Source organism: Frederiksenia canicola, from assembly GCF_011455495.1.
GTDB classification, from domain to species: domain Bacteria; phylum Pseudomonadota; class Gammaproteobacteria; order Enterobacterales; family Pasteurellaceae; genus Frederiksenia; species Frederiksenia canicola.
Map to the genome: position 1 here is coordinate 1145021 of NZ_CP015029.1, position 26505 is coordinate 1171525.

At 43.6% G+C, this 26505-nt stretch carries 26 protein-coding genes; 15 read left to right on the forward strand and 11 right to left on the reverse strand.

All coding sequences use genetic code 11. The features are described from left to right. Positions 1–13 precede the first annotated feature (13 nt). Both recD and pyk read right to left on the reverse strand, forming a co-directional pair. Entirely contained in the window at positions 14–1960 is a 1947-nt protein-coding gene (gene recD, locus A4G17_RS05650; protein WP_123956593.1) for an exodeoxyribonuclease V subunit alpha, read from the reverse strand. Positions 1961–2056: 96 nt separating this feature from the next. Beyond that, positions 2057–3496, reverse strand: coding sequence for a pyruvate kinase (gene pyk, locus A4G17_RS05655; protein ID WP_123956591.1), 1440 nt, complete (start codon positions 3494–3496; stop codon positions 2057–2059). Between the two features lie 130 nt (positions 3497–3626). Between pyk and sixA the strand changes: the two genes are divergently transcribed. The 4 genes from sixA to cspE all read left to right on the forward strand — a co-directional run bounded on the left by sixA (position 3627) and on the right by cspE (position 6175). Beyond that, on the forward strand, positions 3627–4124 hold the full coding sequence (sixA, locus tag A4G17_RS05660; RefSeq protein WP_123956589.1) for a phosphohistidine phosphatase SixA: 498 nt from the start codon (positions 3627–3629) through the stop codon (positions 4122–4124). 113 nt (positions 4125–4237) lie between these two features. Beyond that, positions 4238–4753: an NADPH-dependent FMN reductase gene (locus A4G17_RS05665; RefSeq protein WP_123956587.1), complete on the forward strand. Its 516-nt coding sequence runs from the start codon at positions 4238–4240 to the stop codon at positions 4751–4753. 9 nt (positions 4754–4762) lie between these two features. Then, positions 4763–5671 carry a pirin family protein gene (locus A4G17_RS05670; RefSeq protein WP_123956586.1) on the forward strand — a complete coding sequence of 303 codons (909 nt, stop codon included), beginning with the start codon at positions 4763–4765 and terminating at the stop codon, positions 5669–5671. Between the two features lie 291 nt (positions 5672–5962). Continuing rightward, positions 5963–6175, forward strand: coding sequence for a transcription antiterminator/RNA stability regulator CspE (gene cspE, locus A4G17_RS05675; RefSeq protein WP_123956584.1), 213 nt, complete (start codon positions 5963–5965; stop codon positions 6173–6175). Between the two features lie 86 nt (positions 6176–6261). On the opposite strand, the gene thrB is transcribed toward cspE, so the two are convergent. Further along, entirely contained in the window at positions 6262–7209 is a 948-nt protein-coding gene (thrB, locus tag A4G17_RS05680) for a homoserine kinase (RefSeq protein ID WP_123956582.1), read from the reverse strand. Next, positions 7209–9665 (reverse strand): bifunctional aspartate kinase/homoserine dehydrogenase I, encoded by a 2457-nt coding sequence (thrA, locus tag A4G17_RS05685; protein ID WP_123956580.1) that lies wholly within the window; start codon positions 9663–9665, stop codon positions 7209–7211. The genes thrB and thrA overlap by 1 nt, the downstream gene beginning before the upstream one ends. Positions 9666–10025: 360 nt before the next feature. On the opposite strand from thrA, the gene sodA reads away from it, so the two are divergent. Beyond that, positions 10026–10667, forward strand: coding sequence for a superoxide dismutase [Mn] (gene sodA, locus A4G17_RS05690; RefSeq protein WP_123956578.1), 642 nt, complete (start codon positions 10026–10028; stop codon positions 10665–10667). A gap of 76 nt (positions 10668–10743) precedes the next feature. On the opposite strand, the gene yacG is transcribed toward sodA, so the two are convergent. Further along, positions 10744–10929 carry a DNA gyrase inhibitor YacG gene (gene yacG, locus A4G17_RS05695; RefSeq protein ID WP_123956576.1) on the reverse strand — a complete coding sequence of 62 codons (186 nt, stop codon included), beginning with the start codon at positions 10927–10929 and terminating at the stop codon, positions 10744–10746. Then, a complete protein-coding gene (gene coaE, locus A4G17_RS05700) occupies positions 10895–11545 on the reverse strand; it encodes a dephospho-CoA kinase (RefSeq protein ID WP_123956574.1) in 651 nt (216 codons plus the stop codon). Before coaE ends, yacG begins: the two co-directional genes overlap by 35 nt. A 138-nt stretch (positions 11546–11683) precedes the next feature. On the opposite strand from coaE, the gene A4G17_RS05705 reads away from it, so the two are divergent. From A4G17_RS05705 to A4G17_RS05715, 3 genes are all read left to right on the forward strand, one after another. Beyond that, positions 11684–12988, forward strand: a complete 1305-nt coding sequence (locus A4G17_RS05705) for an acetyl-CoA C-acyltransferase (RefSeq protein WP_123956572.1) — start codon at positions 11684–11686, stop codon at positions 12986–12988. A 5-nt stretch (positions 12989–12993) separates the two neighbouring features. Then, on the forward strand, positions 12994–15132 hold the full coding sequence (locus A4G17_RS05710; RefSeq protein ID WP_123956570.1) for a 3-hydroxyacyl-CoA dehydrogenase NAD-binding domain-containing protein: 2139 nt from the start codon (positions 12994–12996) through the stop codon (positions 15130–15132). Between the two features lie 164 nt (positions 15133–15296). Beyond that, entirely contained in the window at positions 15297–16724 is a 1428-nt protein-coding gene (locus A4G17_RS05715) for a YdgA family protein (RefSeq protein WP_123956568.1), read from the forward strand. A 45-nt stretch (positions 16725–16769) separates the two neighbouring features. Here the strand turns inward: A4G17_RS05715 and ubiH are convergent, their stop codons facing one another. Then, on the reverse strand, positions 16770–17960 hold the full coding sequence (gene ubiH, locus A4G17_RS05720) for a 2-octaprenyl-6-methoxyphenyl hydroxylase (RefSeq protein ID WP_123956567.1): 1191 nt from the start codon (positions 17958–17960) through the stop codon (positions 16770–16772). Positions 17961–18003: 43 nt separating this feature from the next. Beyond that, entirely contained in the window at positions 18004–19050 is a 1047-nt protein-coding gene (selD, locus tag A4G17_RS05725; RefSeq protein WP_123956565.1) for a selenide, water dikinase SelD, read from the reverse strand. A 149-nt stretch (positions 19051–19199) separates the two neighbouring features. Between selD and A4G17_RS05730 the strand changes: the two genes are divergently transcribed. Both A4G17_RS05730 and A4G17_RS05735 read left to right on the forward strand, forming a co-directional pair. Further along, the gene (locus A4G17_RS05730; protein WP_123956563.1) at positions 19200–19634 is read left to right on the forward strand and encodes a type II toxin-antitoxin system RatA family toxin; all 435 of its coding nucleotides are present in this window, start codon (positions 19200–19202) and stop codon (positions 19632–19634) included. Next, positions 19624–19920 carry an RnfH family protein gene (locus A4G17_RS05735; protein ID WP_123956561.1) on the forward strand — a complete coding sequence of 99 codons (297 nt, stop codon included), beginning with the start codon at positions 19624–19626 and terminating at the stop codon, positions 19918–19920. Before A4G17_RS05730 ends, A4G17_RS05735 begins: the two co-directional genes overlap by 11 nt. Here A4G17_RS05735 and metC read toward each other — a convergent pair. The 3 genes from metC to A4G17_RS05750 form a co-directional block, all read right to left on the reverse strand. Next, positions 19917–21107 (reverse strand): cystathionine beta-lyase, encoded by a 1191-nt coding sequence (gene metC / locus A4G17_RS05740; RefSeq protein ID WP_123956559.1) that lies wholly within the window; start codon positions 21105–21107, stop codon positions 19917–19919. The genes A4G17_RS05735 and metC overlap by 4 nt on opposite strands. Positions 21108–21119: 12 nt before the next feature. Beyond that, entirely contained in the window at positions 21120–21671 is a 552-nt protein-coding gene (locus A4G17_RS05745) for a methylated-DNA--[protein]-cysteine S-methyltransferase (RefSeq protein WP_123956557.1), read from the reverse strand. A 62-nt stretch (positions 21672–21733) separates the two neighbouring features. Continuing rightward, positions 21734–23110: an outer membrane protein transport protein gene (locus A4G17_RS05750; protein ID WP_123956555.1), complete on the reverse strand. Its 1377-nt coding sequence runs from the start codon at positions 23108–23110 to the stop codon at positions 21734–21736. Between the two features lie 260 nt (positions 23111–23370). On the opposite strand from A4G17_RS05750, the gene A4G17_RS05755 reads away from it, so the two are divergent. The 5 genes from A4G17_RS05755 to iscA all read left to right on the forward strand — a co-directional run bounded on the left by A4G17_RS05755 (position 23371) and on the right by iscA (position 26495). Beyond that, positions 23371–23655: a YfcZ/YiiS family protein gene (locus tag A4G17_RS05755; RefSeq protein ID WP_123956554.1), complete on the forward strand. Its 285-nt coding sequence runs from the start codon at positions 23371–23373 to the stop codon at positions 23653–23655. 171 nt (positions 23656–23826) lie between these two features. Next, positions 23827–24273 (forward strand): Rrf2 family transcriptional regulator, encoded by a 447-nt coding sequence (locus A4G17_RS05760; RefSeq protein ID WP_123956552.1) that lies wholly within the window; start codon positions 23827–23829, stop codon positions 24271–24273. A gap of 55 nt (positions 24274–24328) precedes the next feature. Beyond that, positions 24329–25549 carry an IscS subfamily cysteine desulfurase gene (locus A4G17_RS05765; RefSeq protein ID WP_123956550.1) on the forward strand — a complete coding sequence of 407 codons (1221 nt, stop codon included), beginning with the start codon at positions 24329–24331 and terminating at the stop codon, positions 25547–25549. A gap of 114 nt (positions 25550–25663) precedes the next feature. Continuing rightward, complete coding sequence (gene iscU / locus A4G17_RS05770; RefSeq protein WP_123956548.1) at positions 25664–26047, forward strand: Fe-S cluster assembly scaffold IscU; 384 nt, start codon at positions 25664–25666, stop codon at positions 26045–26047. 124 nt (positions 26048–26171) lie between these two features. Further along, positions 26172–26495, forward strand: coding sequence for an iron-sulfur cluster assembly protein IscA (iscA, locus tag A4G17_RS05775; protein ID WP_123956546.1), 324 nt, complete (start codon positions 26172–26174; stop codon positions 26493–26495). Positions 26496–26505 lie beyond the last annotated feature (10 nt).

A 26505-nucleotide genomic window follows, 5' to 3' on the forward strand; every position in this document is an offset into this window, starting at 1 on the left:
AATAGAAAACAAATTAAACCATTAGTTGATCTGCCAGCCCACTTTGGCGTAGCACTTCACTTTTTACGCCTTGTTGCCAAATTTTTTCATTGCCGAATAGCGTGAATTGTGCTTTAGCTCGAGTAACGGCAGTGTAAAGAAGCTCTTTGGTTACTACGGGTGATATAGTGAGTGGCATCACCAGCAAGGTGTGAGCAAATTCTGAGCCTTGCGATTTATGGACGGTCATGACATACGCAGGTTCAAAATTAGGGATACGGCTAGGTGAAAGGCTGTGTATTTTGCCGTCTTGTTCACTATCAAAATAAACCCGCAATTTGCCTTGTTCATCAGGCAAAATAATACCGATGTCGCCGCTGAAAATATGGGACTGTGGGGCATTTTCGGTAATTAAAATAGGTTTACCGAGATAGCTATCTCGACTGTGGCGAAATTGCACTAGCCCAGCTTGTAATAACGCTTCAGCGATCGTTTGGTTAAGCCGTTCGGCACCGAGTTCGCTCACACGCAGAGCAGAGAGAAATCGCACTTGTTGAAAAGCCGTAAAAATCTGTTCAACACTGACACTATGCGGTGCTTTGGCTCGCTTTTTGACCAACTCTAAATAAGGACGGTAGAGTGCTACTGCTTTTTCAAGCACTACATTGACGCAATATTGTTGATGTTTGTAGGGATCGGCAAAGTGCGTCTGAGCAGGGTATTCGTAAAGCGTCAAGTCACTGAATGCCGAATTTGCAAAAGTTTGCCATGATCTGACCGCTTGCTGATCGTTAATTTCGGCAGCAAGTTGCCCAATCCCCGAGTTTTTATCAAAACGATAGCTGTGGCGAAGATGACAAAGTGAATCGCAGATCGGCGGGACTTTTTGTTGTATTGAACGAAGGAGAAAGCCAGTGGCTTTTGTGAGATATTGACTGTGAGCAGGACTGTAACCATAGGCAAGAAATCGTCCCAGCTCGCTCATGATTGAACCGGCTTCAACAGAGGCAAGCTGATCTTTATCGCCTAACATGACGACCCGAGTGCTTGGCTTTAGGGCATCAAACAGCTTTTGCATCACAAATAAGTCGATCATGGAGGCTTCATCAATGACTAAAAGATCAATGTGAAGCGGATTGCGACAGTGATGTTTTGGGGTATCGTGATGCGGCATGATACCAATTAAGCTATGAATCGTCGAAGCTTGGTTTGGCACGGCATTTTTTAAGCTTTCAGGCAAAGTCAGTTTAGCGAGATTATCGGTGATGGATTCTTTTAGCCGTGCGGCGGCTTTGCCAGTGGGGGCGGCTAACGCAATATGTAAAAGTGGCTGTTGCAGTTCAAGCTGTTTGAGCTGTAAGGCGGCAAGTAGAATGGCAACTGTACGTGTTTTGCCCGTACCAGGTCCACCCGAGATAAGGCTAAATTTTTGTTCTAATGCGGTGGCAACGGCGATTTTCTGCCAGTCAATTTCTGAAGCTTGTGGAAAAAAACGGTCTAAAATCTGTTTGTGCAGAGCGATTCTTGCAATATCTTGTTCAGAATGCGTCGAAACTTGTTGAGAAAGAGAGTGAGCAATGTGATTTTCGGCTTGCCAGTAACGATAGAAATAGAGCCGATCACCTTGGAAAAGCATTGGAGCGACGTGCAGAGAATCGACACTAAATGCAATGTGATGTTGTAAAACCGTTTGCCATGCAAGCGGTGAGATCCCGTCAATTCTTTGCAAAATTTGTGTTGCCAAGTGCTGATGTTTTCCGGATAGTCCAAATGGATTTTGGGCGGTAGGTGAATTTAACCGAATGCAGCTATGTCCTTGCATCACATTAAATGAGACCAATGCGGAGAGTAAAATCGCTAAATTTTGTTGTTGTGGCGAATAATTATAAGCCTGCTGTTTGTGATCAATGAATTTTGCAAATTGATAGTTGAGTTCTGAAATCAGATTTTCATCTCTGAGTTGGGCAAGTAAGGAAAGCATAGTTCTTGGTATTAAGAGGAAATGTTTCGCGCTGCAATGAGAGCAAAAAGAGATAAAAAAATCCACGCTTTACCGCGTGGATTTTTAGTATGCTAATTATTCAACACGCAATAAACGAGTCGTGTTTGTACCACCTTCTTTTAACTCATCACCATGAGTTAAAAGCACTAAATCACCGCTCATTAAATAGCCTTGTTCTTTTAATAAGCCAAGTGCTTTTTTCGCACCGTCAATAGTGCGGCTGTCTTGGTCATAGAAAACAGGTGTAACACCACGGTATAACGCAGAGCGGTTTAACGCTTGTTCATTGCGAGAGAGTGCGTAGATTGGTAAACCAGAACTGATGCGGCTCATTAATTTTGCCGTTTCGCCTGATTGTGTTAAGGCAATAATCGCACTTACGCCATCCATATGGTTTGCGGTGTACATCGCTGACATTGCAACAGCTTCTTCTACTTTCTCGAATTTTTGTTCCATACGGTGACGAGAAACATTGATGCTTGGCATGGTTTCTGCACCTAAGCAAACTTCTGCCATTGATTTTACGGTTTCAACGGGGTAGTCACCGTTTGCTGTTTCACCTGAAAGCATTACCGCATCAGTACCATCTAATACCGCATTCGCTACGTCCATAACTTCTGCACGGGTTGGCATTGGTTTTTTGATCATTGATTCCATCATTTGAGTTGCCGTGATGACGACACGGTTTAAACGACGTGAACGGCGGATCAATTTTTTCTGTACACCAACCAATGCGGCATCACCGATTTCCACGCCTAAGTCACCACGAGCTACCATGATGACATCCGCCCCTAAGATGATGTCGTTCATCGCTTCTTCCGTTGCGACGGTTTCAGCACGTTCAACTTTCGCCACAATTTTGGTGTCTAAGCCTGCTTCTTTAGCTAATTGACGAGCGTAGTTTAAGTCTGCACTAGATTGTGGGAATGAAACTGCTAAGTAGTCCACGCCAATCTTCGCAGCAAGTTTGATGTCTTCTTTATCTTTTTCAGTTAAAGCTGGAGCAGATAACCCGCCTCCTAATTTGTTGATCCCTTTATTGTTTGAAAGTGGACCACCTACAGTTACTTCGGTGAAGACTTTTGCCCCATCAATAGAAAGGACTTTTAATTGCACGTTACCGTCATCTAACAAAAGAATATCGCCCGGTACAACGTCATTTGGTAGATTTTTATAATCTAAACCCACAGACTCTTGGGTACCTTCACCTTTTGGTAAAGCTGCATCAAGGGTAAATTTATCACCAATATTTAAGAAAATTTTCCCTTCTTTGAAGGTTGAAACACGAATTTTAGGGCCTTGTAAGTCACCTAAAATCGCGACGTGTTTGCCTAAACGCTTCGCAATCTCGCGTACTTTTTCCGCACGGCCGATGTGATCTTCTGGCACACCGTGAGAGAAGTTCATACGAACCATATTTGCACCCGCGGCAATCACTTTTTCAAGCGTATTACCACGGTCAGTTGCTGGACCCATCGTACAAACAATTTTGGTTCTTCTGAGTTTACGGGACATTATTTAGTTTCTCCATTTGAGCTAATAGTTAAAATTAAGTGAAATCTTTTCATTAGGGCTTGCAGCCACAAAAAACACCCTGCATTATACGCCTAAATCTGTTTAGTTTAAATACAAGGGGAAATGAATTATGCGAATTTGGGTGATGCGACATGGTGAGGCGAGTTTTAATGCAAAAACTGACAATCAACGTACCTTAACCGAACATGGACAAAAAACAGCCTTTAAACAAGGGCAATGGCTTGCAAAAAGGTTTAGTGATCAACAGGTTAGTCTAGATAAAATTTTGGTCAGCCCTTACCAACGCACACAACAAACTCTCGAGCAAGTCTTGGCGGGTATGCAAGCGGTTAGTTCAGTGCAAAGTTTTGCAAATGTGGCTCGTGCAGTAGAGAGTTGGGATGGCATCACCCCAGGTGGACATTTAGATAATGTACTCAATTATCTTGATTTTTTGCGTAGCGAAGGGGCAAAGAATGTCCTGCTCATTTCTCACCTTCCCTTAGTCTATAACCTCACTCAAGCACTCACTCATTTTCAACATAGTGTCCATTTTTATCCCGCTGTGATCGCAGAGATCGATTGGCAAACGGATAACGGCAAGTTGATTGTGGCGGAATTTCCTTAAGTGAAAAAATTTACTTTGAGTAAATAGTTTATATTCTAGTTCATATATTGTTAAATGAAATAAGGGTAATATAATTTATCTATACGACTAAACTATTCAAAAAGGAGTGCCCTATGACCAAAATTGCTGTAATTGTTGGCAGCTTAAGCCAAAAATCTATCAACCGTCACGTTGCAAACGACATTCTCAAACATACCCCTGCCGACGTCGAAATTGTGCCAGTACAAATCGGCGATCTGCCGCTTTATACACAAGATTTAGATGCTGTCAGCATTCCGGCTTACGACCGGGTGCGTGAACAACTTGCAACCGCCGATGCGGTGCTGATTGTTTCGCCAGAGCATAATCGTAGCACACCTGCCGCAGTGAAAAATGTGATTGACATTGCTTCTCGCCCTTATGGTCAAAATAGCTGGCAAGGAAAAAAAGTGGCAGTGGTCACGGCATCTCCAGGGGCTTACGGCGGCATCAACTCAGGTTTACACCTTCGCCAAGTGTTACAAGGGGTCGGTGCAAACGTGCTTTCTGCACCTGAAGTCTATTTAAGCCGTGCAAGCCTTGAAATTGATGAACGCACTGCGGGCTTCTTAGCTAAATTCGCTACCCAATTTTTCCACTGGGCAAAATAAGGATACACAATGAGCGTTGATAAAATTCTAGCTAAAACCAAAGATGTGGGCGGTATTCCCGTTGCTCGTTTATTACCTCAGCCTGCTCGCCGGACCATCGGGGCGTGGTGCTTTTTAGATCATGCAGGGCCTGCGGAATTTGAGGAAGACTCGGTTGGTATGCAAGTTGGCTTGCATCCGCACATCAATTTACAAACGTTCACTTGGATGCTAAAAGGTGAAGTATGGCACCAAGACAGCCTCGGCTCACGCCAGTTGATTCGACCAAAGCAAGTGAACTTAATGACCGCAGGCACAGGCGATAAAGGCGGTATCAGCCATACCGAACAAACGCCTGAAGGCATTCACGATCTGCACGCAGTCCAACTTTGGATTGCTTTGCCGATGAACCAAGAAATTGCCCCGAATTTTGAACATTACCCAGAATTACCCGAATGGCAGCAAGATGGCGTAAATTATATTCTCACGACGGGCAGCTATTTAGGACGTACCGCACCGACCACACAATTTAGTCGCTTGGTTGGCGTTGATATGCAGTTTAGCCAGTCACAACCTTTTGAGATTGAAGTTCAAGAAGGCTTTGAATATGGCTTATTGGTGTTGAAAGGCAAAATCCGTGTAAACGGTAGCGAATATAATGCCGACGAACTCGCGGTGCTTTCCGATTGCGAGAATGCGACGGATAAATTGGAACTCTTTGCTGAAGCAGGTGCACATTTAATGCTACTCGGTGGCGAACCACTGCCGCATCCAACAGTAATTTGGTGGAACTTCGTGGCAGATAGCGTTGAACATCTCGAAAAAGCGGTGGAGGATTGGAATAACGGACATGAGCGTTTCGGCAGCATCGATCTTGAGGGTACGCCGTTAACACGCTTACCTTCACCGAGAGTGCCAAGCAAAATGAAGCGGACGTAATACCATACAAGCGGTCAGTTTTTAGTCGTTTTTTGCAAAAAATTGGCGGAAAGTGACCGCTTGTAAAGTTCCAGAAATCATTTGCTTTAATTGGGCTGACGTGTTCTAATGCCACTCAAGCTAAAAAGCTCGTTTTATCAGTTCGTTATTTTTTGCACTTCCGGCTCTACAAGTTTTAAATTTGTTCCTTGCAAGTCTTTTAATATCTATCTCTTAATTCAATTCTTAGCGTTACCGCTTGTTTCTAGATTGACAAGCACAAATTTAAAATTTTCAAAAAAGGAAGACAACATGTCTAAATTACAAGGCACCGTAAAGTGGTTCAATGAAACTAAAGGCTTCGGCTTCATCACTCCAGCGGATGACAGTAAAGATCTTTTCGTTCACTTCTCTGGTATCGTTGGCACCAATTTTCGTACTCTAAATGAAGGTGACAAAGTAGAATATAATCTACAAAGCTCCGATCGTGGTCCTTCTGCGATTGATGTGGTTGTGTTGAAATAATTCATAGCCAACATCTCCCAAAAAGAAAGCACCCATAGGGTGCTTTTTTGTTGCAAACTGTTTGGATAAACTGACCGCTTGTCAGGTTAGCGAAGCTCCCGAGCACCTTGGTTATCCACTTTGCAGATGTGAATAAAGCCTTCGTTGGTTTGCAAGTAATGTTTTTCCAAATAGGCAGAGAGTTTTTGGGCGTGTTCGAGATCTGGGGCAATGGCGAACATCGTTGGGCCTGATCCTGAAATACCGACTGCTAACGCACCGAGATCTTTACAGCCTTGGCGAACTTCTGGGAAGTTGGGCAAGAGAGCTTCACGATACGGCTCAGCAACTAAATCTTTCATCATCAACGCCGCTAATTGTGCCTGTTGAGAATGGCAAGCGTGGACGAAACTGCCTAAATAACGGGCTTGTGCGATCACATCTTGGCGAGTATAGCTTTTCGGCAAAATCGCACGGGCTTCGGCGGTGGAAACCTCAATGCCAGGGTAGGCAAGTACCCAGTACCATTCGTCAAAAAATGGCAACGGCTGGCAGATATTGCCGAGAGATTGGGTCATCAACTGTAAGCCGCCCAAATAGCATGGGGCGACATTGTCGTAGTGGATTGAGCCTGAAATTCGCCCTTCTAATTCGCCCATCATTTCCAACAATTCCATTTTGGAAAAGGGTTCATCGTGGAACTGATTTAAAGCGACTAATGCTGCCACGATAGAACAAGCACTGGAGCCAAGTCCTGAGCCGATCGGCATATTTTTTTCAAGGGTAAGGCGTAATTTTTTTACCGCCCCGCCACGCAATTTTAACCGCTCGCTAAACAGTACATAGGCTTGATAAACGATATTTTTCTGTAGCTCTTTCGGCAATTTCCGTACGAAGTAGCCGGCATTTTCTAGTTCAAACTCGTTTTCACACGCTTCAATTTGTACCACATCGCCGAGCAGAGAGCCATCAATTGGCGAAATGGCCGCACCGAGTGAGTCAAAGCCAACGCTCAGGTTGGCACTTGAGGCAGGAGCGTAAATGCGTAAAGCCATTAGTTCGCCCCTCCATGAAGAGTACGGAGAATATCCGCAAAAATGCCTGCCGCAGTCACGCTATTACCCGCACCGTAGCCACGCAGTAACAATGGAATTGGGTTGTAGTAGCGGGTATAGAAGGCGAGTGCGTTTTCACCATTTTTCACTTTGTAGAGCGGATCATCTGCGTCCACCGCTTTGATAGAAACTTTGCATTTATCGCCTTCAATCACGCCAACATAGCGTAATACCTTGCCACAAGCGGTCGCTTCCGCCACTTTTTTTGCAAATTCGCCGTCAAGTTCTGGCAACATCGCTAAAAATTCGTCAGTCGTTTTGCCTTCTGCAAAGCCTTTTGGCAGAACGCCTTCTACCTCAATATCGCTTAATTCAAGTGGTAAACCCGTTTCACGAGCGAGAATCAACAATTTGCGAGCCACGTCTTGACCAGACAAATCATCACGTGGATCAGGTTCGGTAAAGCCTTTCTCTTTAGCGATCAATGTGGCTTCCGATAAACTCAAACCTTCTTCTAATTTGCCAAAAATGAACGAGAGCGAGCCAGAAAGAATACCTTCAAATTTTTCGACTTCATCACCGGCAGCTAGCAAGTTTTGCAAGTTTTCGATTACTGGCAAGCCTGCTCCCACGTTCGTTTCATATAAGAATTTGTGTTGGCTTTGACGAGCATTTTCACGCATTTCTTGGTAGTAAGCATAGCTTGATGTGTTGGCTTTTTTGTTTGGCGTGACGACGTGGAACCCCTCTTTTAACGCACGAGCATATAAATTTGCCACCGATTGGGCCGTCGTACAGTCCACAAATACCGGGTTTACCATATGATGCAATTTGATAAATGAAAGCAACACATCGAAGTCAGACGGTTGAGTCGCTTGCTCTAAATCAGCCTTCCAGTTTTCAAGAGAAAGCCCGTTTGGGTCGAGCAACATTTTATTAGAGTTCGCTAACGCACATACACGGATTTCAATGTCCTTCTTTGCCAAGTATTCCTTTTGTTGTTTGATTTGCTCGATCAACTCGCCGCCGACACCGCCAACGCCGACTAAAAACATGTCAACCACTTTTTTGTTATTAAACAATGCATTATGGGTTGCTTTTACGGCTTCAATCGCTTTATTGAGCGGCACTACCGCAGAAATAGAACGCTCAGATGAACCTTGGGCAATCGCCACAATGCTGATGTTCGCTTGGGCAAGGGCAGAGAAGAATCGAGCAGCGATACCTTTTGACGTCCGCATACCATCACCCACCACTGAAATAACGGAGAGATCTTTGATGACATCAACAGGATCAAGCAAGCCTTCTTTCAATTCTTGAGCAAATTCAGCATTTAATGCGGATAACGCTTTTTCCACGGACTTCACAGGCACACAAAAACTGATGCTGTATTCTGAAGAGGATTGGGTGATTAAAATAACCGAAATACCTGCTTTTGACATTGTGGAGAACACACGAGCGGCCATACCAACCATTCCTTGCATACCGGAACCCGATACGTTGAACATCGCCACGTTATCCAGGTTGGTGATACCTTTCACTTTCAACCCGTCCGTTGCCACGTTGCCGTCAATGATTGTGCCTTTGGCATCGGGATTGTGGGTGTTTTTGATTAAGCACGGAATGTTGAGTGGCACAAGTGGACCGATAGTGCGAGGGTGGATCACTTTCGCTCCGAAGTAAGAAAGCTCCATCGCTTCTTGATAACTCATTGATTCTAAACAGATCGCATCGGGTACTAAACGAGGATCACAAGTGTAAACACCATCCACATCTGTCCAAATTTCGCACACATCTGCTTTCAAGCACGCCGCCAAACAGGCTGCTGAGTAGTCTGAACCGTTACGACCAAGTAATACCAATTCGCCTTTGTCATTGCCAGCCGTAAAGCCAGCCATGAGCACTACATTTTTCTTCGGAATCGAAACCGCATTCACGCGTTTAGTCGATTCTTCAATATCCACCGAAGACTCTAAATAGCTGCCGTGAGCCAGTAATTTTTCTACAGGATCAATGCGAGTGACTTCATAACCTTTCGCTTCAAACCATGCTTTCATCATTCCAATTGACAATTTCTCACCACGGCTATGCACCGTTGCACTGATATTGTCTGGGCAGAATTTATTTGTTGAGGCTTCCGCTGCAATATTGCAGATGTCTTGAAGTTCCGCTTGAATGAATGCGTGCAAGCCATCACGGTCAAATTTAGGATTTACGGCGTGTAATCCATTGATAATGTTATTGAAAATCTCGTTGGCTTCATCAAGATTGGCTTGGTAAGATTCGCTGGTTTGGGCTTTATCCACAATGGCGACAAGGTGATTAGTGATTTTGGCGGGAGCAGACAACACGGCTGCAGCTTGATCGCTTAAATGGGCTTTTTCGATGATATCGGCTGCCTGCATAAAGCGTTCTGCATTTGCTAAAGACGTGCCACCAAATTTAAGAACTCGCATAGTTTCTCCTGAAAATGTTGTGATATTGCAAATATGATACAAAAAAACCCGCTAAATAAGCGGGTTTTCGTGAAATTTTTCCGTTTTTTAGCTACGAACACCCGCACTATGTAACAACATAATGGTAATAATCGTAGTGATAATCGTGCTGAAACGGTGCATAAAGTCTTTGATTAAGAGTGAAAAACACGCAGAAGAATGTGCGAAAACGGTTGCTTTGTCAATGGTTTTTTCGCGTTATTGATAAAAATTTAGTTTTTTGCGTTAGATCAAAAAAATCTAGGTACATCGGTGATTTTTTGATAGGATAAGCGGTGAGTTTAGACTCAAATTTTACCAATTATTTTTGAGGATTTAAAAATGGCATACACATTACCAGAATTAGGCTACGCATACGATGCGTTAGAGCCACATTTTGATGCAAGAACAATGGAAATTCACCATTCTAAACATCACCAAGCCTACATCAACAATGCGAATGCGGCGTTAGAAGCTCATCCTGAATTACTTGAAAAATGTCCTGGCTCATTGATCCAAGATTTATCTGTGGTACCAGCAGAAAAACGCACTGCGGTGCGTAACAACGTGGGTGGTCACGTAAACCATACACTTTTCTGGAAAGGTTTAAAAACGGGCACAACGTTAAGCGGTGCATTAAAAGACACCATCGTGCGTGATTTCGGTTCAGTAGAAGCCTTCCAAGCCGAATTTGAAAAAGCAGCGACCACTCGTTTTGGGTCTGGCTGGGCATGGTTAGTATTAGAAGATGGCAAATTAGCGGTGGTTTCAACCGCAAACCAAGACAATCCATTAATGGGTAAAGAAGTAGCTGGCGTTTCTGGCTACCCAATCTTAGGGTTAGATGTGTGGGAACACGCTTACTACTTGAACTACCAAAACCGCCGTCCAGACTTCATCAAATCATTCTGGAATGTGGTGAACTGGGATGAAGCAGCAGCACGTTTTGAGAAAAAAGTATCAACTTGCGGTTGTGCAAAATAATTTTTGCAAGGTAAAAATGGTGGGCTCTCCCACCATTTTTTTGCAAAAAAATCAGCGGATCTGACCGCTTGTATGATTAATTTATGGTTGAATCCGATGACATTACATCATCTTCATTGCCAGCGATGACTTTCTTTTCATCAGCCCATTCGCCGAGATCGATGAGTTGGCAGCGTTTGCTGCAAAACGGGCGGTAAGGGCTTTCAGGCGACCAAATTACAGCTTTTTCACAGGTCGGGCAATTTACGGTTGTCATTTTCATTTCCTTTTGTTTGAGATAAGTGGAGATAGCGTTGATGTAACATTGCAACTTGTTGTTTTAATTGAGATAAATTTTCATTAAGCGGTAGGTTGTTTTCAATCACATCATCGGCAAAGGTTAAGCGAGTTTGGCGATCAACCTGAGCAGCCATGATGTTTTTAATCACCTCAATTTTGCTTTGATCCCGCCTTGTTGCTCGTGCTAGCTGAACTTCAGGGGAGACATCCACCACCAGTACCCGATCACAAAACTCAGTGAGCTGATTCTCAATTAACAGAGGCACAACCCAGAGGACATACGGGGCAGAGATTTGTGCAAGTTGCTGTAACATTTCACGGCGAATGGCGGGATGAAGCAAATTATTCAGCCAATTTTTTTCCGTTTCTGATTGAAAAATGCGTTCGCGTAATGTAGGGCGATTGAGCTCACCGCCGTCAGTTAAAATCGAGCTACCGAAATGGTCAGCGATTTGTGCTAACAAGGGCGAGCCTTTTTCAACCACTTGGCGAGCGACTACATCTGCATCAATCGTCGGTACGCCGAGTTCGCTAAATAAATCAGCAATGGTGCTTTTTCCGCTCCCGATGCCACCAGTCAGTCCAATAATGTAGGGCATTTTGTTTCCTTGGTCATTTTTTGTGGCGTATTTTAAATCCATTTGCAAAAAAATCCTAAAATCTGACCGCTTGTTTTTCCGCTTTGGTTAATGGCGTGTTAAAATTCCGCCAATTTTGTATTAAGTAAAGGAATCCCAATGGCGAAACAAAATCTTCTCAATCCGCAAGGAGAGCGAGTCGCGATTGTGGCGGGGTTGCGAACGCCGTTTGTATTGCGAGATGCGGAGTTTAAGTCGTCTTATGCCACGGATTTAGGCACGATGGTGACCAACGAATTGTTGAGCCGCAGTGCGATTGAACGCAGTCAGCTTGATCAGCTGGTGTTCGGGCAAGTGATTCAGCAGCCCGATATTCCTAACCCAGCACGCGAAATTGCGTTAGCGTTGAATATGCCTCATTTGCAAGCCTATACGCTAAGTAGTTCTTGCTTGTCAGGTTTGCAAGCTTTGGTTAATGTGGCGGGCAGTATCGTCAGTGGTTCAATTTCGGCGGGAATCGCTGGTGGGGCGGATTCCATTTCTAACGCACCTTTTAGCATCAGCCCCCGTGTTATTCACAAATTGAAAGGCATTTTTAACGCCCCAACGCTTGAGCAAAAATTCGATCTGTTCCGCCGTTTTTCGTGGCGGGATCTCAAACCCCATGGCGTCAATTTAAAAGATTATATGACCCAGCTCTCGGTGGCGGAAATGTCCGAGCAGATGGCTCAACAGTTTCACATTACCCGAGCCGAGCAGGACGAATTCGCTCGCCATTCTAATCAAAAAGCGGCAGACGCATGGAAATTAGGGGTGTTGAAAGGTGAGGTGATTCCTTCTTTCCCTCGCCCTTATACGGATTTTGTGGTGTCTGACAGCTTAATTCCAGCCGCTACTCGCCAACGTTATTACGACAATGCGGAACCGATTGTGGCGAAAAGTTATGCGACTGTGACTGAAGCTAATATGCCCAAGGCAGTGGATGGTGCAGCGGCAGTGCTATTAATGCGAGAAAATCGAGCCAAAGAGTTAGGTCTGAACCCGCTCGGCTATATTCGCTCTTATGCGATTACAGGTAACGATATTTGGCAGAATATGTTTATGGGGGCAACGGTTGCCAGTCATTTTGCTTTAGAGCGTGCCAATGTTGAGCTGCAAGATATTGATTTGATTGATATTCACGAAACGTCTGCCAGCCAGATGTTAGTGAATATGCGGCTGTTTGAAAGCGATGAATTTGCAAAAAATCAGCTCAATCGTACCGCTTGTATCGGCAAAATTGACCCTAATAAACTCAATCATTTAGGCGGCTCAATCGCCTTCGGCAACCCACGAGCAGCGACTAGCCTGCGAATTTTAATTCAATCTCTCAACGCCTTAAAACGCAACGGTGGCGGGATGTCGCTTGTTGCATCAAGTGGTTTAGGTGGATTAGGGGCGGCAATGGTATTGGAGAGTGAATAAAAAAGATGAACAACGAACAAGCCCAACCTTCTACATTTAATGTGGAAATTGACGAGAATCGCATGGCGATTGTGCGGATTGATGTGCCGAATGAAGCATCAAACTGGTTGCCTGAAGATTTTGTGTCTGACTTGCGTGATGCCCTTGGCACGATTTTGTATCAGCAAGCTCGAGGTGTGATTTTTTTGTCGAGCAAACCAAAGTGCTTTATAAAAGGCTATAAATTAAGTGGCTTGCGGGATAAAACCGATGCCCAGCTACAAACTATCTCCCAAGAAGCCCAAGCGGTGATGCGAGAGATCAACACGCTCAAAATGCCTGTGGTGGCCGTGATTGATGGCGACTGTTTCGGGATTGGCTTAGAGTTGGCATTGGCGTGCGATTACCGTATTGCGAGCGAAGACGTATATACCAAATTTGCGATGCCGCAAATTCGCTCGGGCATTTTACCCTTTGCAGGGGGCACACAGCGTTTGCCACGTTTAATCGGCTTATCTAAAGCCATTCCGCTACTGCTTTCCGGGCAAAAAATCGGGGCGGAAAAAGCCTTGAAATTAGGCCTAGTAGATAAATTGATCCCCGCTAGCAATCTGTTTGAAACGGCTTATCAGTTGCTTTTGAATAACGAAGTGCAAAAGTTTGACCATAAACGACCGCTTGCACGCTGGGCGGCTATCCGTAAAAATCTTGAAGGCAATTTGTTTATTCGTCATCGTTATCTTGATCACATTGAAAATCGGGTATGGAACAAAGCATTTGGCAATTATCCCGCAGTGGCGAAAATGTTGGAGTTGTTCAAACTGCCACGTTTTAAAGAAGGATTAGCCTTTGAACAGCGTGCTCTTATTGAGCTTAGCCAAACGGAACAAGCCCAAGTACTGATCAACTTGAAACAGACTGAACGCAAAATGAAAGCGAGTTATCGTGGTCGCTCACAAGGGCGAGATGTGGCACAAGTTAGTGTGCTTGGTAGTGGTTTTATGGGGGCGGGCATTGCCTATTTGACGGCAAACAATGCTCAGCTTCCTGTTCGGATTAAAGATATTCACCCCGCAGAAATCCAAAAAGCCTTGAAAACCTGTTATGACTTGATGCACAAGGCAGTGCGTCACGGCAAGTTGTCTCATGGGGAGATGATTCAACGAATGAATTTGATCACGGGCGGTGATCGTTTGGTTGCGGCACAAACTACTGATTTCATTATCGAAGCGGTTTATGAAAATCTCGCATTAAAGCAACAAATGGTGCAAGAGAGCGAAAATTATTACAGTGATAATGCCATTTTTGCGACCAACACATCGACTTTTGCTATTCGTGATATTGCCTCCGTAGCGAAACGTCCTGAAAATGTCATCGGTTTTCACTATTTCAGTCCCGTGACCAAACGTAAAATGGTGGAGATTATCCCCCACGAAAAAACCAGTGAAAAGACCATTGCTACGGCAATTCACTTCGCCATTCAGCAAGGCAAAATTCCACTGCTAGTGGCAGATCGTGAAGGCTTTTTCATTAACCGTATTCTCACGCCATATTTACTGGAAGCGGTTCAATGTTTGGTAGAAGGTGAGGGGATTGAATTTATTGATAGTTCATTGCAGGAATTTGGCTTTAAAACAGGGCCGTTGGCAATGATTGATGACATTGGCTTGGATGTGATCGTCAAATCGAATGCTGCAATGGTGAATGAACTTGGCAGCCGCTTTAAACTGCCCGAAGCGGTGCAGCTGTTAATCGCCAACGAACGTAAAGGTCGCAAAAACAAACGGGGTTTTTATTTGTATGATTCAAATATTCAGCGGACTCAAGAAGATAAGAGTATTTATCATGTCATGGAAACCATTATGCGAAATGAAATGGAAGGTGAAGATATTGTCCGCCGTTGTGTACTGCGGATGATTAACGAAGCCTGCTGGTGCTTGCAGGACAATGTGATACAATCCACCGACGAAGGGAATGTCGCTTCGGTGCTTGGATTTGATTTCCCAGATTTCCGTGGCGGAATTTATGCGTATATCGAAAAAATTGGTGCGGTAGAAATTGTTAAGCAGTTGCATAAGCATGCTCAACTGTATGGAGAGCGTTTTAGTCCTTGCCAGTGGCTGCTTGAGCGTGCAGTAACAGATGAATCACAACCGCTGCGGTGATACAAGCGGTCACAAAGTGCTATTGCGTTTTGAACGTTGTCTATCAACAGAAGCTGAAGTGTGAGCAAACCTTGTAGGACGTTTGTGAATATTTTCGCTAAATTTTTTACACATGTGATATTTAACTTTAACGGGGCCTGCCCCCAAATTATGGAGAACATTCTATGAAATTATCAACCATCGCCCTTTCTGTGGCAGTTATTCTCGGTGCAACTGCAACAGGTGGAAGCTGGTACACTGGAAAACAAGTTGAGCAACGCTATCAAGAACTTGTTGCACAAGGTAATGAGAGTTTAAAACAGCTTAGCCAACACGGTATCAAAGCTGAAATTAAAAATGTGAATTTAGAACGCAGCTTCTTTACATCTGATGTTACTTATAGTGTTGAAGTAGAAATGGATAATAAAACCCACGAATTTAAGGGTAATGATAAGATCTATCATGGTCCATTGCCATTAAATCGTTTAATCAAAGGTAATGTTATACCTGTAATGGCAAGTATTGATTCTAAAATTACCTCGTCTGAATCACTTAAAGGGATGTTTGAACAGCCTGAAATATTAGTGGGGCACTCCAATTTGAGCTATTCTTCAACAGTTGATGGACAGTTCAAAACCGCAGCATTTAAATCTGAAGACTCATCATTTAAGGCGAGCGAAATCGATGCTGAGTTTGAGATTGCTAAGCAAGGGGAAGGCAAAGTAAATGTCACTATTCCACATGTGCAACTTATTGATCCTGAAGGAAATGTTGATATTACCTTTAATCAAGCAGAGTACCGTGTTAGCTTCCCACAAGAATCTCGAGATTATCCTTACTTAGCTTTAGGTGATGTCGATGCTAAAATTAAATCCTTAATGGTGAAGAGTGTTGAGGATAATAGTGAATTTGAGGCGTTCGAAATTAATGATCTTGTTGCTAAAGGGAAGAATACAGTTGCCAACGATTTTTATGAAGGCGTAGCTGATTTTTCAACTAAATTAGCATTAGTTGGTAAAGATAAAAACCGTGTTGAATTAGGGAAAATGACGGCAGACATTTTTATGAAAAGTGATGCTAAAGCAACCGATTCATTAATGAAACTGGCTCAATATGCCCCAGAAGAGCTACAATCGGTAAATCCACAGAAAGATATTGAAGCACTAACGGCGAAAGAAATTAAATTCCATTTAAATAATCTCTCATTTGAAAATGAAAAAGGAAAGCATACACTTTCATTAGTACTCAATAGTAAACCATTTGACCTAAATACCTTGTTTGGACTTGGATTCGAACCAATATTAAATGTTTTTGCTCAGTCAAAACTAGAGGGAAGTCTGAACATTGTAGCGTTTGAAGAACTGATTAGACAGTTAAATCTGATGAATACGTTTAGTAAAGAAGATGCGGTGCGATCAGCAAAAGCGGCAACGGATGAATTAATTGCAAATGCACAGAACAGCGGTTTGGCAGTAGTGGATCCTGACAATATCAAGGTAAAAATTGAAATTGATCAAGGTAAAGTTAAGCTCAATGGTAACGAAGTACCTGAACAAGATCTACAAAGTGTGTTATTTATGCTTATGTTAGGATTAGGTGGAATTGGGCAATAATTCTACGAAGTGATAATAAGGGCGAACATCTGTTCGCCCTTATTTTTACCATCCCAATGCTTGATGTGCCACTTGATTGCGTAAAAATGGGCTATGGGAAATCGCAAAAAGTCCGAGGTTTCTCACCGCTTGTATCGGCAGAAATTCGCAGCCGAAAATCAAAATCAGCCCGCTGGTTGCTCGCATAACTCGCTGCTGATCAGCATGGCGTTGGCGGTCAAATTCTGCTAATAAATAATACTCACCAATATCCTTACCTTGATTAAACGCCTCGCCCACCAAGGTTGCTAATGCGAACAAATCCCGCATACCTAAGTTGAAGCCTTGTCCTGCCACTGGGTGCAAAAGTTGTGCGGCATTGCCGACAATGGCCAATCGGTGATGAATATGCGATTCAGATTTTTGTGAAGAAAGTGGATAGACAAACCGCTTGCTAACTCGCACAAACTTGCCAAGTTTCCAACCAAATTGGTGTTGAAGAGCCGTAATAAATTCGCTATCAGTCATTGACATTGCTTCACTCGGATCGTGCAAGCACCATACTAACGACATCGTTTTCTCGGTCAAAGGCAATAAGGCAAATGGACCTTGTGGCGTGAAACGCTCAAAGGCTTGGTTGCGGTGCGGTTCGGTAAGTTCCACATTCGCAATAATCGCTGATTGCTGATAATCCTTCACCATTTCCGTTGCAACACCGCACTGTTTGGCGATGTGTGATTGCATGCCGTCCGCAGCGACAATTAACGCACATTCCAGTTGTTGCTGGCTCGATAGTGTCAGTTTGCAATGGGCTGGCGAGCTTTCGATGTTCTCCACGGTATCGGGACAGAAAAGCTGAATGTTCGGTTGTTCTGCTAACAATTTTGCCAGTAATTCGCCTGTTTTCGCCAACTCTACCACCACGCCAAGTTTATCTAACTTCAACTCTTGGGCGGAAAGTATCGCTTTACCAAAATGGTGGCGATCAGACACGTGAATTTGCTCAATGGGGGTGGCGATTTTGCAAATTTGTTCCGATAACTGACCGCTTGCAAGCGGTCGGATCTTCGCCATTTTTTGCAAACTGCCATAGGCTAACGCAATTGAGCGAGCATCAAATCCTCCCTGTTCGGCGTAGTTCGGTTCGTTTTTCTCGACAATCGCAATTCGCATTTTGTGCTGGGTGGCTGAACTTAACGCAAGAGCAAGTACCGAACCTGTGATGGCTCCGCCGATGATAGCGATATCAAAATGCATAATTTTTCTCCATTATTCACCCTTTCCCACAAGCGGACACGGGTTAATTAATATCAATTAACGAGTGAGTGTCGTTGTTCGCTACTAATAACCGCCCAACAGGGATCAATTCCACATTCGCACTATTTGCTATTTTTTGTACGGAACTGACCGCTTGTGGCCGCACAGCAATCAGTAAACCGCCTGAGGTTTGCGGATCGCATAAAATTGCTTTTTGCTCGTCAGTCATCGGCGAAATCAAATGTCCGTAGCTGTCGAAATTGCGTTGGGTTCCGCCTGGTACCGCACCTTGAGCGATATACGCTTTCACACCGTCTAAAGTTTGAATTTGGTCGAAATCCACTTCGGCACGTAAGTTTGAACCTTGGCAAAGCTCGGTTAAATGCCCAAGTAAGCCAAAGCCCGTCACATCAGTCATGGCTGTGACATCGGGCAGTTTGGCAAATTCCGCCCCAATGCTGTTCATTTGGCACATCACATCTCGGGCTAAATTCTTGTGCTCTGGGCGAAGTTTGCCCTGTTTTTCAGCCGTGGTTAGCACGCCAATGCCAAGGGGTTTGGTTAAAAACAATTCACAGCCTGCTTCGGCGGAGGCGTTTTTCTTTACTTGTTTGGTTGAAATTATTCCCGTTACAGCTAAACCAAAAATGGGTTCTGGTGAATCAATCGAATGCCCACCTGCTAACGCAATCCCTGCTTGTTGGCATGCAAAACGCCCGCCTTCGACAATCTGTTGAGCGACTTCGGCAGGTAACTTATTGATTGGAAAGCCTAAAATGGCAATCGCCATGATCGGCTTACCACCCATCGCAAAGATATCGCTGATGGCATTGGTTGCGGCAATTCGTCCGAAATCGAAAGGATCATCAACAATCGGCATAAAAAAATCGGTAGTGCTGATAATGCCCACACCGTTACCGATGTCGTATACCGCCGCATCATCCGCACTTTCATTGCCGACCAATAAATTGGGATCCACAAAAGGCTGTAGTTGTGATTGTAAAATTGTCCCTAACACCTTAGGCGAAATTTTACAGCCTCAACCGGCACCGTGGCTGTATTGCGTCAGGCGAATCGGTTCTTGTTGCATAAATGTCCTTGAATCAGTTGCTCACGAATGGGCGGATTGTACTCCGATTTGCAAAAAATTGGTAGAAACTGACCGCTTGTAAAGGGGCGTAGGTGCATTTGGGGAATCTATGCTACAATCCCGCTACTTTTTCCAACCATCAAAATAACATGCCAGTAATCAATCAATCCGCCCTTGTGCCTTACAGTGCCGAACAGATGTATCGTCTAGTAAATGACTACGAACGCTATCCTGAATTTTTGTCGGGCTGTGTGGGTGCGAAGACGTTAAGCCTAGGCGAAAATGAATTAAATGCCGAGTTGGTGATTCAAAAATTAGGCATTAGCCAACGGTTTAGTACCCATAACACGATGATTCCTAACGAAAAAATTACAATGGAATTGTTGAATGGGCCTTTTCGTTATTTAAAAGGAGCATGGATTTTCCAACCTTTTGATGAACAGAGTTGCAATATTTCATTACAACTCGATTTTGAGTTCTCTAGCCCAATGATTGCAATAGTGTTTGGTAAAATTTTCAATGAATTAACGCTCAAAATGGTCAATGCCTTTAAACAGCGGGCGAAGGAGATTTATGGTGTCTGAGCAAAAAATAGTGGTGGAAGTGGTTTACGCTTACCCTGATAAAGCCTTTCTGAAAAAGCTCTATTTGGATTCGCCCGTATCGATTCAAAATGTGATTTTGCAGTCGGGAGTGTTGGAAAAATTTACCGAAATTGATCTGCGTGAGAACAAAGTTGGGATTTTTAGTCGTCCTGCTAAATTGACGGATTTAGTCGAGAATGGTGATCGTATTGAAATTTACCGCCCGCTGATTGCTGATCCGAAAGAGATCAGGAGATTGCGAGCGGAACAACAGAAAAAAAGCTAACGGATACGCTCAAATCCTTTCTCAAGATCTGCAATCAAATCATCCACCTCTTCCAACCCGATATGCACTCGAATTAGCGTGCCGGTCAATTGGCGTTCAATCGCAGGGCGAATGCGAGCCAGTTCATGCGGCTGGGTTGGCATTATCAGCGATTCATAACCGCCCCACGAATATGCCATCGTAAATAGCTCAAAGTGGTCAAGGAAATTTGCCAACTCGCTGTCAGATAACGTTTTGCAAAGTTCAAAGGAAAACAGACCGCTTGATCCACTGAAGTCTCGCACGAAGTTTTGATGACCAAAACAACTTGGTAGAGCAGGGTGGTAAACCGCTTTCACTTCGGGGCGTTCAGCAAGCCATTTGGCAATTTTGATACTGCTTTCGTGGTGTTGTTTTAAGCGAACGCCTAACGTTCGTAAGCCGCGGGCGGTGATGTATGCCGAGTCGGCATCGACCATTTGCCCCATCAAGTAAGAATTTTCGCGTAGCTGATCCCAACAGCGTGCATTTGCCACCGCGGTACCGATCATCACATCGGAATGTCCAACGAGGTACTTTGTGCCTGCTTGAATCGAAATATCAATACCGTGTTGTAACGCAGGGAACAGTACGCCCGCCGCCCAAGTGTTGTCAATCATAATGATAATTTCAGGGTTGATCGCACGTACCGTTTTAACCATCGTTGGAATATCAGGCACTTCCATCGTCAGTGAACTAGGCGATTCTAAAAACAGCACTTTGGTGTTCGGTTGGACTAACGCAGCGATGGCTTCGGTAATCATCGGATCATAATAAGTCGTTGAAATACCCATTTTTTTCAAAATTTGATTGCAGAAATCTTGGGTCGGTTCGTAAGCAGCTCCCGTCATCAACACGTGATCGCCTTGTGCAACAAAGGCTAAAATCGCATTGCTCACCGCCGCAGCACCGCACGGGTAGAGATAACAACCCGCTCCGCCTTCCAGTTCACACATCGCATCTTGCAGTGCAAAATGGGTCAAGGTACCACGGCGACCATAAAATAATGCCCCTTTGTAGCGGTTTTGGGTGGCGGTTTTTTTGTCCGCAACGGAGTTAAAAATCAGCGAAGATGCCCGCTGAACCACAGGGTTCACTGAGCCTTGTGTATAGCGAAAATGGCGTCCTGCGTGGACGAGCTTGGTGTCTAACTTATTGTGTTTGCTCATTTTTATTTTCCTTTACCATTTTTTATTTTTTGGATTAACAAATTCCACACCTTGATCTTTATAGCCGATTTTTTCCAGCTGTAATAGGTAACGCTTGGCGGGTAAACCACCACCGAATCCAGTTAAAGTCTTATTTTTCCCGAGTACACGATGGCAAGGGATTAAAATCGAAATGGGGTTACGCCCTACAGCATTGCCTACTGCTCGCATTGCATTTGGCTTGCCGAGTTGTTGGGCTATTTCGCCGTAGCTGGTGGTGTGCCCGAATGGGATTTTACGCAGAATTTTCCACACCGATTGCTGAAACGCCGTGCCTTTCGGTGCAATAAAATCAAGCACAGAAAAGTCGAGCGTTTCGCCTGTAAAATAGCGGTCTAGTAGCTCATCGGTTTTGCAAAAAGTTTGCCAGATCTGACCGCTTGTCGCATCGGCTTGCTGCCATTTTTTTGCCGTGGTGGTGAGCTGTTCTTGCTCAAATTCAATGCCAATTAAACCGCTTTGGTCAGCAATACAGAGCAATTTTCCAATGGGGGAGGTGTAAAAATGATAGAAAATAGACGACATCGGAACTCCAATAAAAAAGGCGTGTGAACCTTAGTTTACACGCCTTTTGTGAAAAAGAAATCTTAGAATTTATAGTTTACGTTTAAGCCGTAAAGGTTTGCTTTTGATTTCACTTTGAATACACCAGAGCCTTCTTTAAATTCATTATTGCTTCCACGTAAGTGAGCATAACCAATATCTGTTGAGAAGTTAGGTGTGAAACGGTAAGTCGCCCCAATTGAGTACCAAGTACGATCAGTATCTGGAATTGAGATTGATGGGTGATTTATACTTGCACTTTCATCGTAAGCAAGACCTGTACGAAGAGTAAGCACTTCGCTTACATCATAAGTAAAGCCTAATGCGATGCGAGATGAATCAGTGAAATGTTCTTCTTTACTAAATAAACGGTTTCCTTTTTCGCTGTACGCATCCAAGCGTTCTAATTTGCTCCAATCAGTGCGTTTATAACTATAGTGTGCAGCTAATTTTTCGGTGAGCTTATGGTAGCCTGAAATTTCCCAGAAACCAGGTAAGGTAAGGTTTAAACGACCATTTACATAGCTTCCACCTGTTGCTTCTGTGATAGGTAATGCGACACCAGTTGCTGCAAGTTGGGCTAAATACGCATTGTAAGCCACAGGGAAATCATTTTTATATTCGCCTTTAAATTTGAGTTTAACTGGTGAATGGTAAGCGAAGCCTAAGCGATTGTTTTCGTTAATTTCATACACCAAGCCTAAATTCCAACCGGCACCCCAGGCGTCGCCTTTAATTTCAGAAACAACAGTTTCGGCTGGCATATTTTTGACTTGCTGAGCCACTCCTCTTAAGGCTGCTGCTTGTTGAGTCGCACCTGCTTGGCTTAATTGATTTGCTTTTTGATTAAGTAATGCTGAAATGCCATGCCCTGCAGCACCTAAATGACGAGAAATTTTGGCATCGGCATAAACGGCATTTACTCCTGCACCGAGACTAAAACCGTAGCCTAATTTGTAAGCACCGCTAAAGTTGAGATTTAATGCAGTTAAATCGGTTTCGCCCCCGTACACACCCGCCGTATAATCTGTATCGAATTTAGATTTTAAGCCGTAGTTCACATTTAAGCCGCCACCTAATGAAAAGCGATCATTTACAGGGGCAACGACATATAAGTTTGGTACTAATGCAGTTGGGATAATATTTTTCTGGGAAGCTCTGTGACCTTGGAAGGAACCGTCCACATCAACATCGGCATTAACAACAATACCACCACCAGACACTTCAATACGGTTGAATTTTGTCATTAACGCTGGGTTGGTGGAAACGACGGTCGCATCATCGGCAACAGCAGCATTACCAGAGAATGCTATACCTAAACCTGAAGTAGAACCTTCAGCAAGCTGGAATGCGGCGGCAGAAGCCCCAGCGGCAGAAAATGTGAAAAGTGAAGCAATTATGGTTTTAGTAAATTGAGTCATAAGGTAATCCTTTTGGTTGAAAACAAGCGGTCAGATCTGACAAAATTTTTGCAAATTGCCGCTAACTATCAGTAAAAATTGACAAAACGGACGGATTTTACGGAGCAGTAATCAGTGAAGCAATTAAATTTTTATGATTTTGCAAAGTGTTCAGACCAGTTGAGTTGAACTTTTTGCCAAAAGTCCGGATTGATTTGCCCTGAATGGCTAAGAAGAGTAAACTATCATCCAGTTTATTTTTAAAATTAAGTGAGGCAAAAATGTCTGAATGTAAAGCAAATGAAAGCCCAATGTGCTGTTGTGTGGACGTCGGTACCATTATTGATAACAGTGAGTGTGCAGTCGATTTTTCACAGGTGTACGCAACGGAAGCCGAAGCCAAAGAGGCATTAGCTTATCTCACCAGTAAAGCTCGTGCTGCGGAAAGCGAGCCGTGTAAAATCACTAGCGAAATCAAAGCAGTCGGAAATGGCTATGAATTGAACGCTTGTTTTGATTTTAGTTGCCAAGCAGAAACCATGATTTTCCAATTATCTACTAGATAAAATCTAAGGTGGGTTAAGTCCTGCTTTGTAATTAAATAGCTTTAAGCAATTAAAGCTATTTAATTTATCGGTGCAATCTATTGTAATAAAGCGTAGAATACTTGACTGAATTAGTCGGGTATATCAAAATTTAACCTATTTATAACATTCTTTCTTATATAAGGTTGGAGTATGAAACTCACTTCAAGAGGTCGCTATGCGGTAACGGCGATTTTAGATATTGCCTTACACGGTAAATCAATGCCTGTCAGCTTAATCGACATTTCTGAACGTCAAGCGATTTCGCTCTCTTATTTAGAACAGCTGTTTGCTCAACTTCGTCGTGAAGGCATTGTACAAAGTGTGCGTGGGCCAGGCGGTGGTTATCAGTTAGGGAAGTCCCTAGACGAAATCAACGTGGGAATGATTATTTCGGCTGTCAACGAAGGTGTTGATGTCTCTAAATGCAAAGGCAGCGGGAATTGCAGTAACAACCACCAATGCTTAACCCATACGTTGTGGGAGCGTTTAGAAGTGCAAATTGAGCATTTTTTACACCAAATTACCTTGGCGGAGTTAGTCGAAGAGCATCGTGATCACAACTGTGTAGATGCCCACTGTCACGATCATCGCCATTAACCTGTTCAAAATAAAGCCTTAGGCTTTCACATTTGCCTTAATTTTAGGAGTAACAATGAAATTACCAATTTATTTGGATTATGCAGCCACTTGTCCTGTAGACGAGCGTGTTGCGAAAAAAATGATGGATTATATGACCAAAGAAGGCGTCTTTGGTAACCCGGCTTCTCGTTCACACAAATTTGGTTGGGAAGCAGAAGAAGCGGTTGATGTCGCACGTAACCAAATCGCCGAATTGATCGGTGCTGACGCACGTGAAATCGTATTTACTTCAGGTGCAACCGAGTCGGATAACCTTGCGATCAAAGGTGCAGCGCACTTCTACCAAACTAAAGGTAAACACATCATTACCGTGAAAACAGAACATAAAGCCGTATTAGACACTTGCCGTCAGTTAGAGCGTGAAGGTTTTGAAGTCACTTATTTAGATCCAGAAGAAAACGGCCTAATCGACCTAGCAAAATTAGAAGCGGCAATTCGTCCAGATACCATTTTAATTTCGGTAATGCACGTCAATAACGAAATCGGTGTCATCCAGCCGATCGCTGAAATTGGCAAAATCTGCCGTGCGAAGAAAATTATTTTCCACGTGGATGCTACTCAATCTGTAGGTAAGATTCCAGTAAACGTACAAGAATTAAATGTCGATTTAATGTCGTTCTCAAGCCACAAACTTTATGGGCCAAAAGGTATCGGTGGTTTATACGTTTGCCGTAAACCTCGTGTACGTTTAGAAGCGATTATCCATGGTGGTGGCCACGAGCGTGGTATGCGTTCAGGCACATTACCGGTTCACCAAATCGTAGGCATGGGTGAAGCGTATCGTATCGCTAAAGAAGAAATGGCAACTGAAATGCCACGTATTAAAGCCTTGCGTGACCGTTTATACAACGGCTTCAAAGATATGGAAGAAGTTTATGTAAACGGCACAATGGAAGAAGGTAAACGTGTTGATAGCAACTTAAACATCAGTTTCAACTTCGTAGAAGGTGAATCAATGATGATGTCATTGCGTGATATTGCGGTTTCTTCAGGCTCAGCCTGCACATCAGCAAGTTTAGAGCCATCTTACGTTCTACGTGCAATCGGTCGTGATGATGAATTAGCCCACAGCTCAATCCGTTTTTCACTAGGTCGTTGGACAACAGAAGAAGAGATCGACCATACCATTGAAATCGTGAAAAAAGCGGTAATCAAATTACGTGAACTTTCTCCACTTTGGGAAATGTTCAAAGAGGGTATCGATCTCAACTCTATTGAATGGTCGCATCACTAAATTTGCGGGGCGTATGCAATACGCCTGACTAATGGTAATTTTTTAAAAGGTGAGTGTATTCACCGAATAAATGTGGGAGCATATTAACTCCCCAAAAGCAAGAAGGAATTCAAAATGGCATATAGCGATAAAGTGTTAGATCACTACGAGAATCCACGTAACGTAGGTTCATTTGATAAAAAAGCAACTGATGTTGGGACAGGTTTAGTTGGTGCACCGGCTTGTGGTGACGTGTTACAACTTCAAATCAAAGTTAATGACAGCGGCATCATCGAAGATGCATGCTTCAAAACGTACGGTTGTGGCTCTGCAATCGCATCAAGCTCACTCATCAGCGAATGGGTAAAAGGTAAATCTTTAGATGAAGCGGCGGCAATTAAAAACAGCGAAATTGCTGAAGAGCTTGAACTTCCACCAGTAAAAGTTCACTGCTCAATCTTAGCGGAAGATGCAATTAAAGCCGCTATCGCCGATTACAAAGAGAAAAACGGTAAGTAATCATAACAAGCGGTCACTTTTCGCAAAACTTTTGCAAAATCTGACCGCTTGTGATTTATAGTCAATTTTAAAATTGTTTGAAAAAACAACTTTCAAATTGATTATATTCAAGTAAGGAGAAAAAATGAGTGTAACCCTCACAGAAGCAGCAGCAAATCGAGTCAGAACCTTTTTAGAGAACCGTGGTAAAGGCATCGGTTTAAGGCTAGGGGTGAAAACATCGGGCTGTTCGGGGTTGGCTTATGTGCTTGAATTTGTGGACGTGTTAAACGAAGACGACAAAATATTTGAACAACACGGTGTGAATATCATCGTAGATGAAAAAAGCTTGGTTTATCTCGCTGGCACCGAGCTAGATTACGTCAAAGAGGGCTTAAACGAAGGCTTTAAATACAACAACCCGAACGTGAAAAACGAATGCGGTTGTGGCGAAAGTTTCAACGTTTAAGGAGAAAACG

What these genes read in the sequence shown, in the direction of transcription:
- A4G17_RS05705 (WP_123956572.1), top strand. Translation starts at nt 11,684, where the DNA reads ATGGCGAAACAAAATCTTCTCAATCCGCAAGGAGAGCGAGTCGCGATT.
- iscU (WP_123956548.1), top strand. Translation starts at nt 25,664, where the DNA reads ATGGCATATAGCGATAAAGTGTTAGATCACTACGAGAATCCACGTAAC.
- A4G17_RS05745 (WP_123956557.1), bottom strand. Translation starts at nt 21,671, where the DNA reads ATGTCGTCTATTTTCTATCATTTTTACACCTCCCCCATTGGAAAATTG.
- sixA (WP_123956589.1), top strand. Translation starts at nt 3,627, where the DNA reads ATGCGAATTTGGGTGATGCGACATGGTGAGGCGAGTTTTAATGCAAAA.
- A4G17_RS05670 (WP_123956586.1), top strand. Translation starts at nt 4,763, where the DNA reads ATGAGCGTTGATAAAATTCTAGCTAAAACCAAAGATGTGGGCGGTATT.
- ubiH (WP_123956567.1), bottom strand. Translation starts at nt 17,960, where the DNA reads ATGCATTTTGATATCGCTATCATCGGCGGAGCCATCACAGGTTCGGTA.
- A4G17_RS05730 (WP_123956563.1), top strand. Translation starts at nt 19,200, where the DNA reads ATGCCAGTAATCAATCAATCCGCCCTTGTGCCTTACAGTGCCGAACAG.
- A4G17_RS05710 (WP_123956570.1), top strand. Translation starts at nt 12,994, where the DNA reads ATGAACAACGAACAAGCCCAACCTTCTACATTTAATGTGGAAATTGAC.
- A4G17_RS05665 (WP_123956587.1), top strand. Translation starts at nt 4,238, where the DNA reads ATGACCAAAATTGCTGTAATTGTTGGCAGCTTAAGCCAAAAATCTATC.
- A4G17_RS05750 (WP_123956555.1), bottom strand. Translation starts at nt 23,110, where the DNA reads ATGACTCAATTTACTAAAACCATAATTGCTTCACTTTTCACATTTTCT.
- pyk (WP_123956591.1), bottom strand. Translation starts at nt 3,496, where the DNA reads ATGTCCCGTAAACTCAGAAGAACCAAAATTGTTTGTACGATGGGTCCA.
- A4G17_RS05735 (WP_123956561.1), top strand. Translation starts at nt 19,624, where the DNA reads ATGGTGTCTGAGCAAAAAATAGTGGTGGAAGTGGTTTACGCTTACCCT.
- A4G17_RS05755 (WP_123956554.1), top strand. Translation starts at nt 23,371, where the DNA reads ATGTCTGAATGTAAAGCAAATGAAAGCCCAATGTGCTGTTGTGTGGAC.
- thrA (WP_123956580.1), bottom strand. Translation starts at nt 9,665, where the DNA reads ATGCGAGTTCTTAAATTTGGTGGCACGTCTTTAGCAAATGCAGAACGC.
- iscA (WP_123956546.1), top strand. Translation starts at nt 26,172, where the DNA reads ATGAGTGTAACCCTCACAGAAGCAGCAGCAAATCGAGTCAGAACCTTT.
- coaE (WP_123956574.1), bottom strand. Translation starts at nt 11,545, where the DNA reads ATGCCCTACATTATTGGACTGACTGGTGGCATCGGGAGCGGAAAAAGC.
- sodA (WP_123956578.1), top strand. Translation starts at nt 10,026, where the DNA reads ATGGCATACACATTACCAGAATTAGGCTACGCATACGATGCGTTAGAG.
- thrB (WP_123956582.1), bottom strand. Translation starts at nt 7,209, where the DNA reads ATGGCTTTACGCATTTACGCTCCTGCCTCAAGTGCCAACCTGAGCGTT.
- A4G17_RS05765 (WP_123956550.1), top strand. Translation starts at nt 24,329, where the DNA reads ATGAAATTACCAATTTATTTGGATTATGCAGCCACTTGTCCTGTAGAC.
- yacG (WP_123956576.1), bottom strand. Translation starts at nt 10,929, where the DNA reads ATGAAAATGACAACCGTAAATTGCCCGACCTGTGAAAAAGCTGTAATT.
- A4G17_RS05760 (WP_123956552.1), top strand. Translation starts at nt 23,827, where the DNA reads ATGAAACTCACTTCAAGAGGTCGCTATGCGGTAACGGCGATTTTAGAT.
- A4G17_RS05715 (WP_123956568.1), top strand. Translation starts at nt 15,297, where the DNA reads ATGAAATTATCAACCATCGCCCTTTCTGTGGCAGTTATTCTCGGTGCA.
- metC (WP_123956559.1), bottom strand. Translation starts at nt 21,107, where the DNA reads ATGAGCAAACACAATAAGTTAGACACCAAGCTCGTCCACGCAGGACGC.
- cspE (WP_123956584.1), top strand. Translation starts at nt 5,963, where the DNA reads ATGTCTAAATTACAAGGCACCGTAAAGTGGTTCAATGAAACTAAAGGC.
- recD (WP_123956593.1), bottom strand. Translation starts at nt 1,960, where the DNA reads ATGCTTTCCTTACTTGCCCAACTCAGAGATGAAAATCTGATTTCAGAA.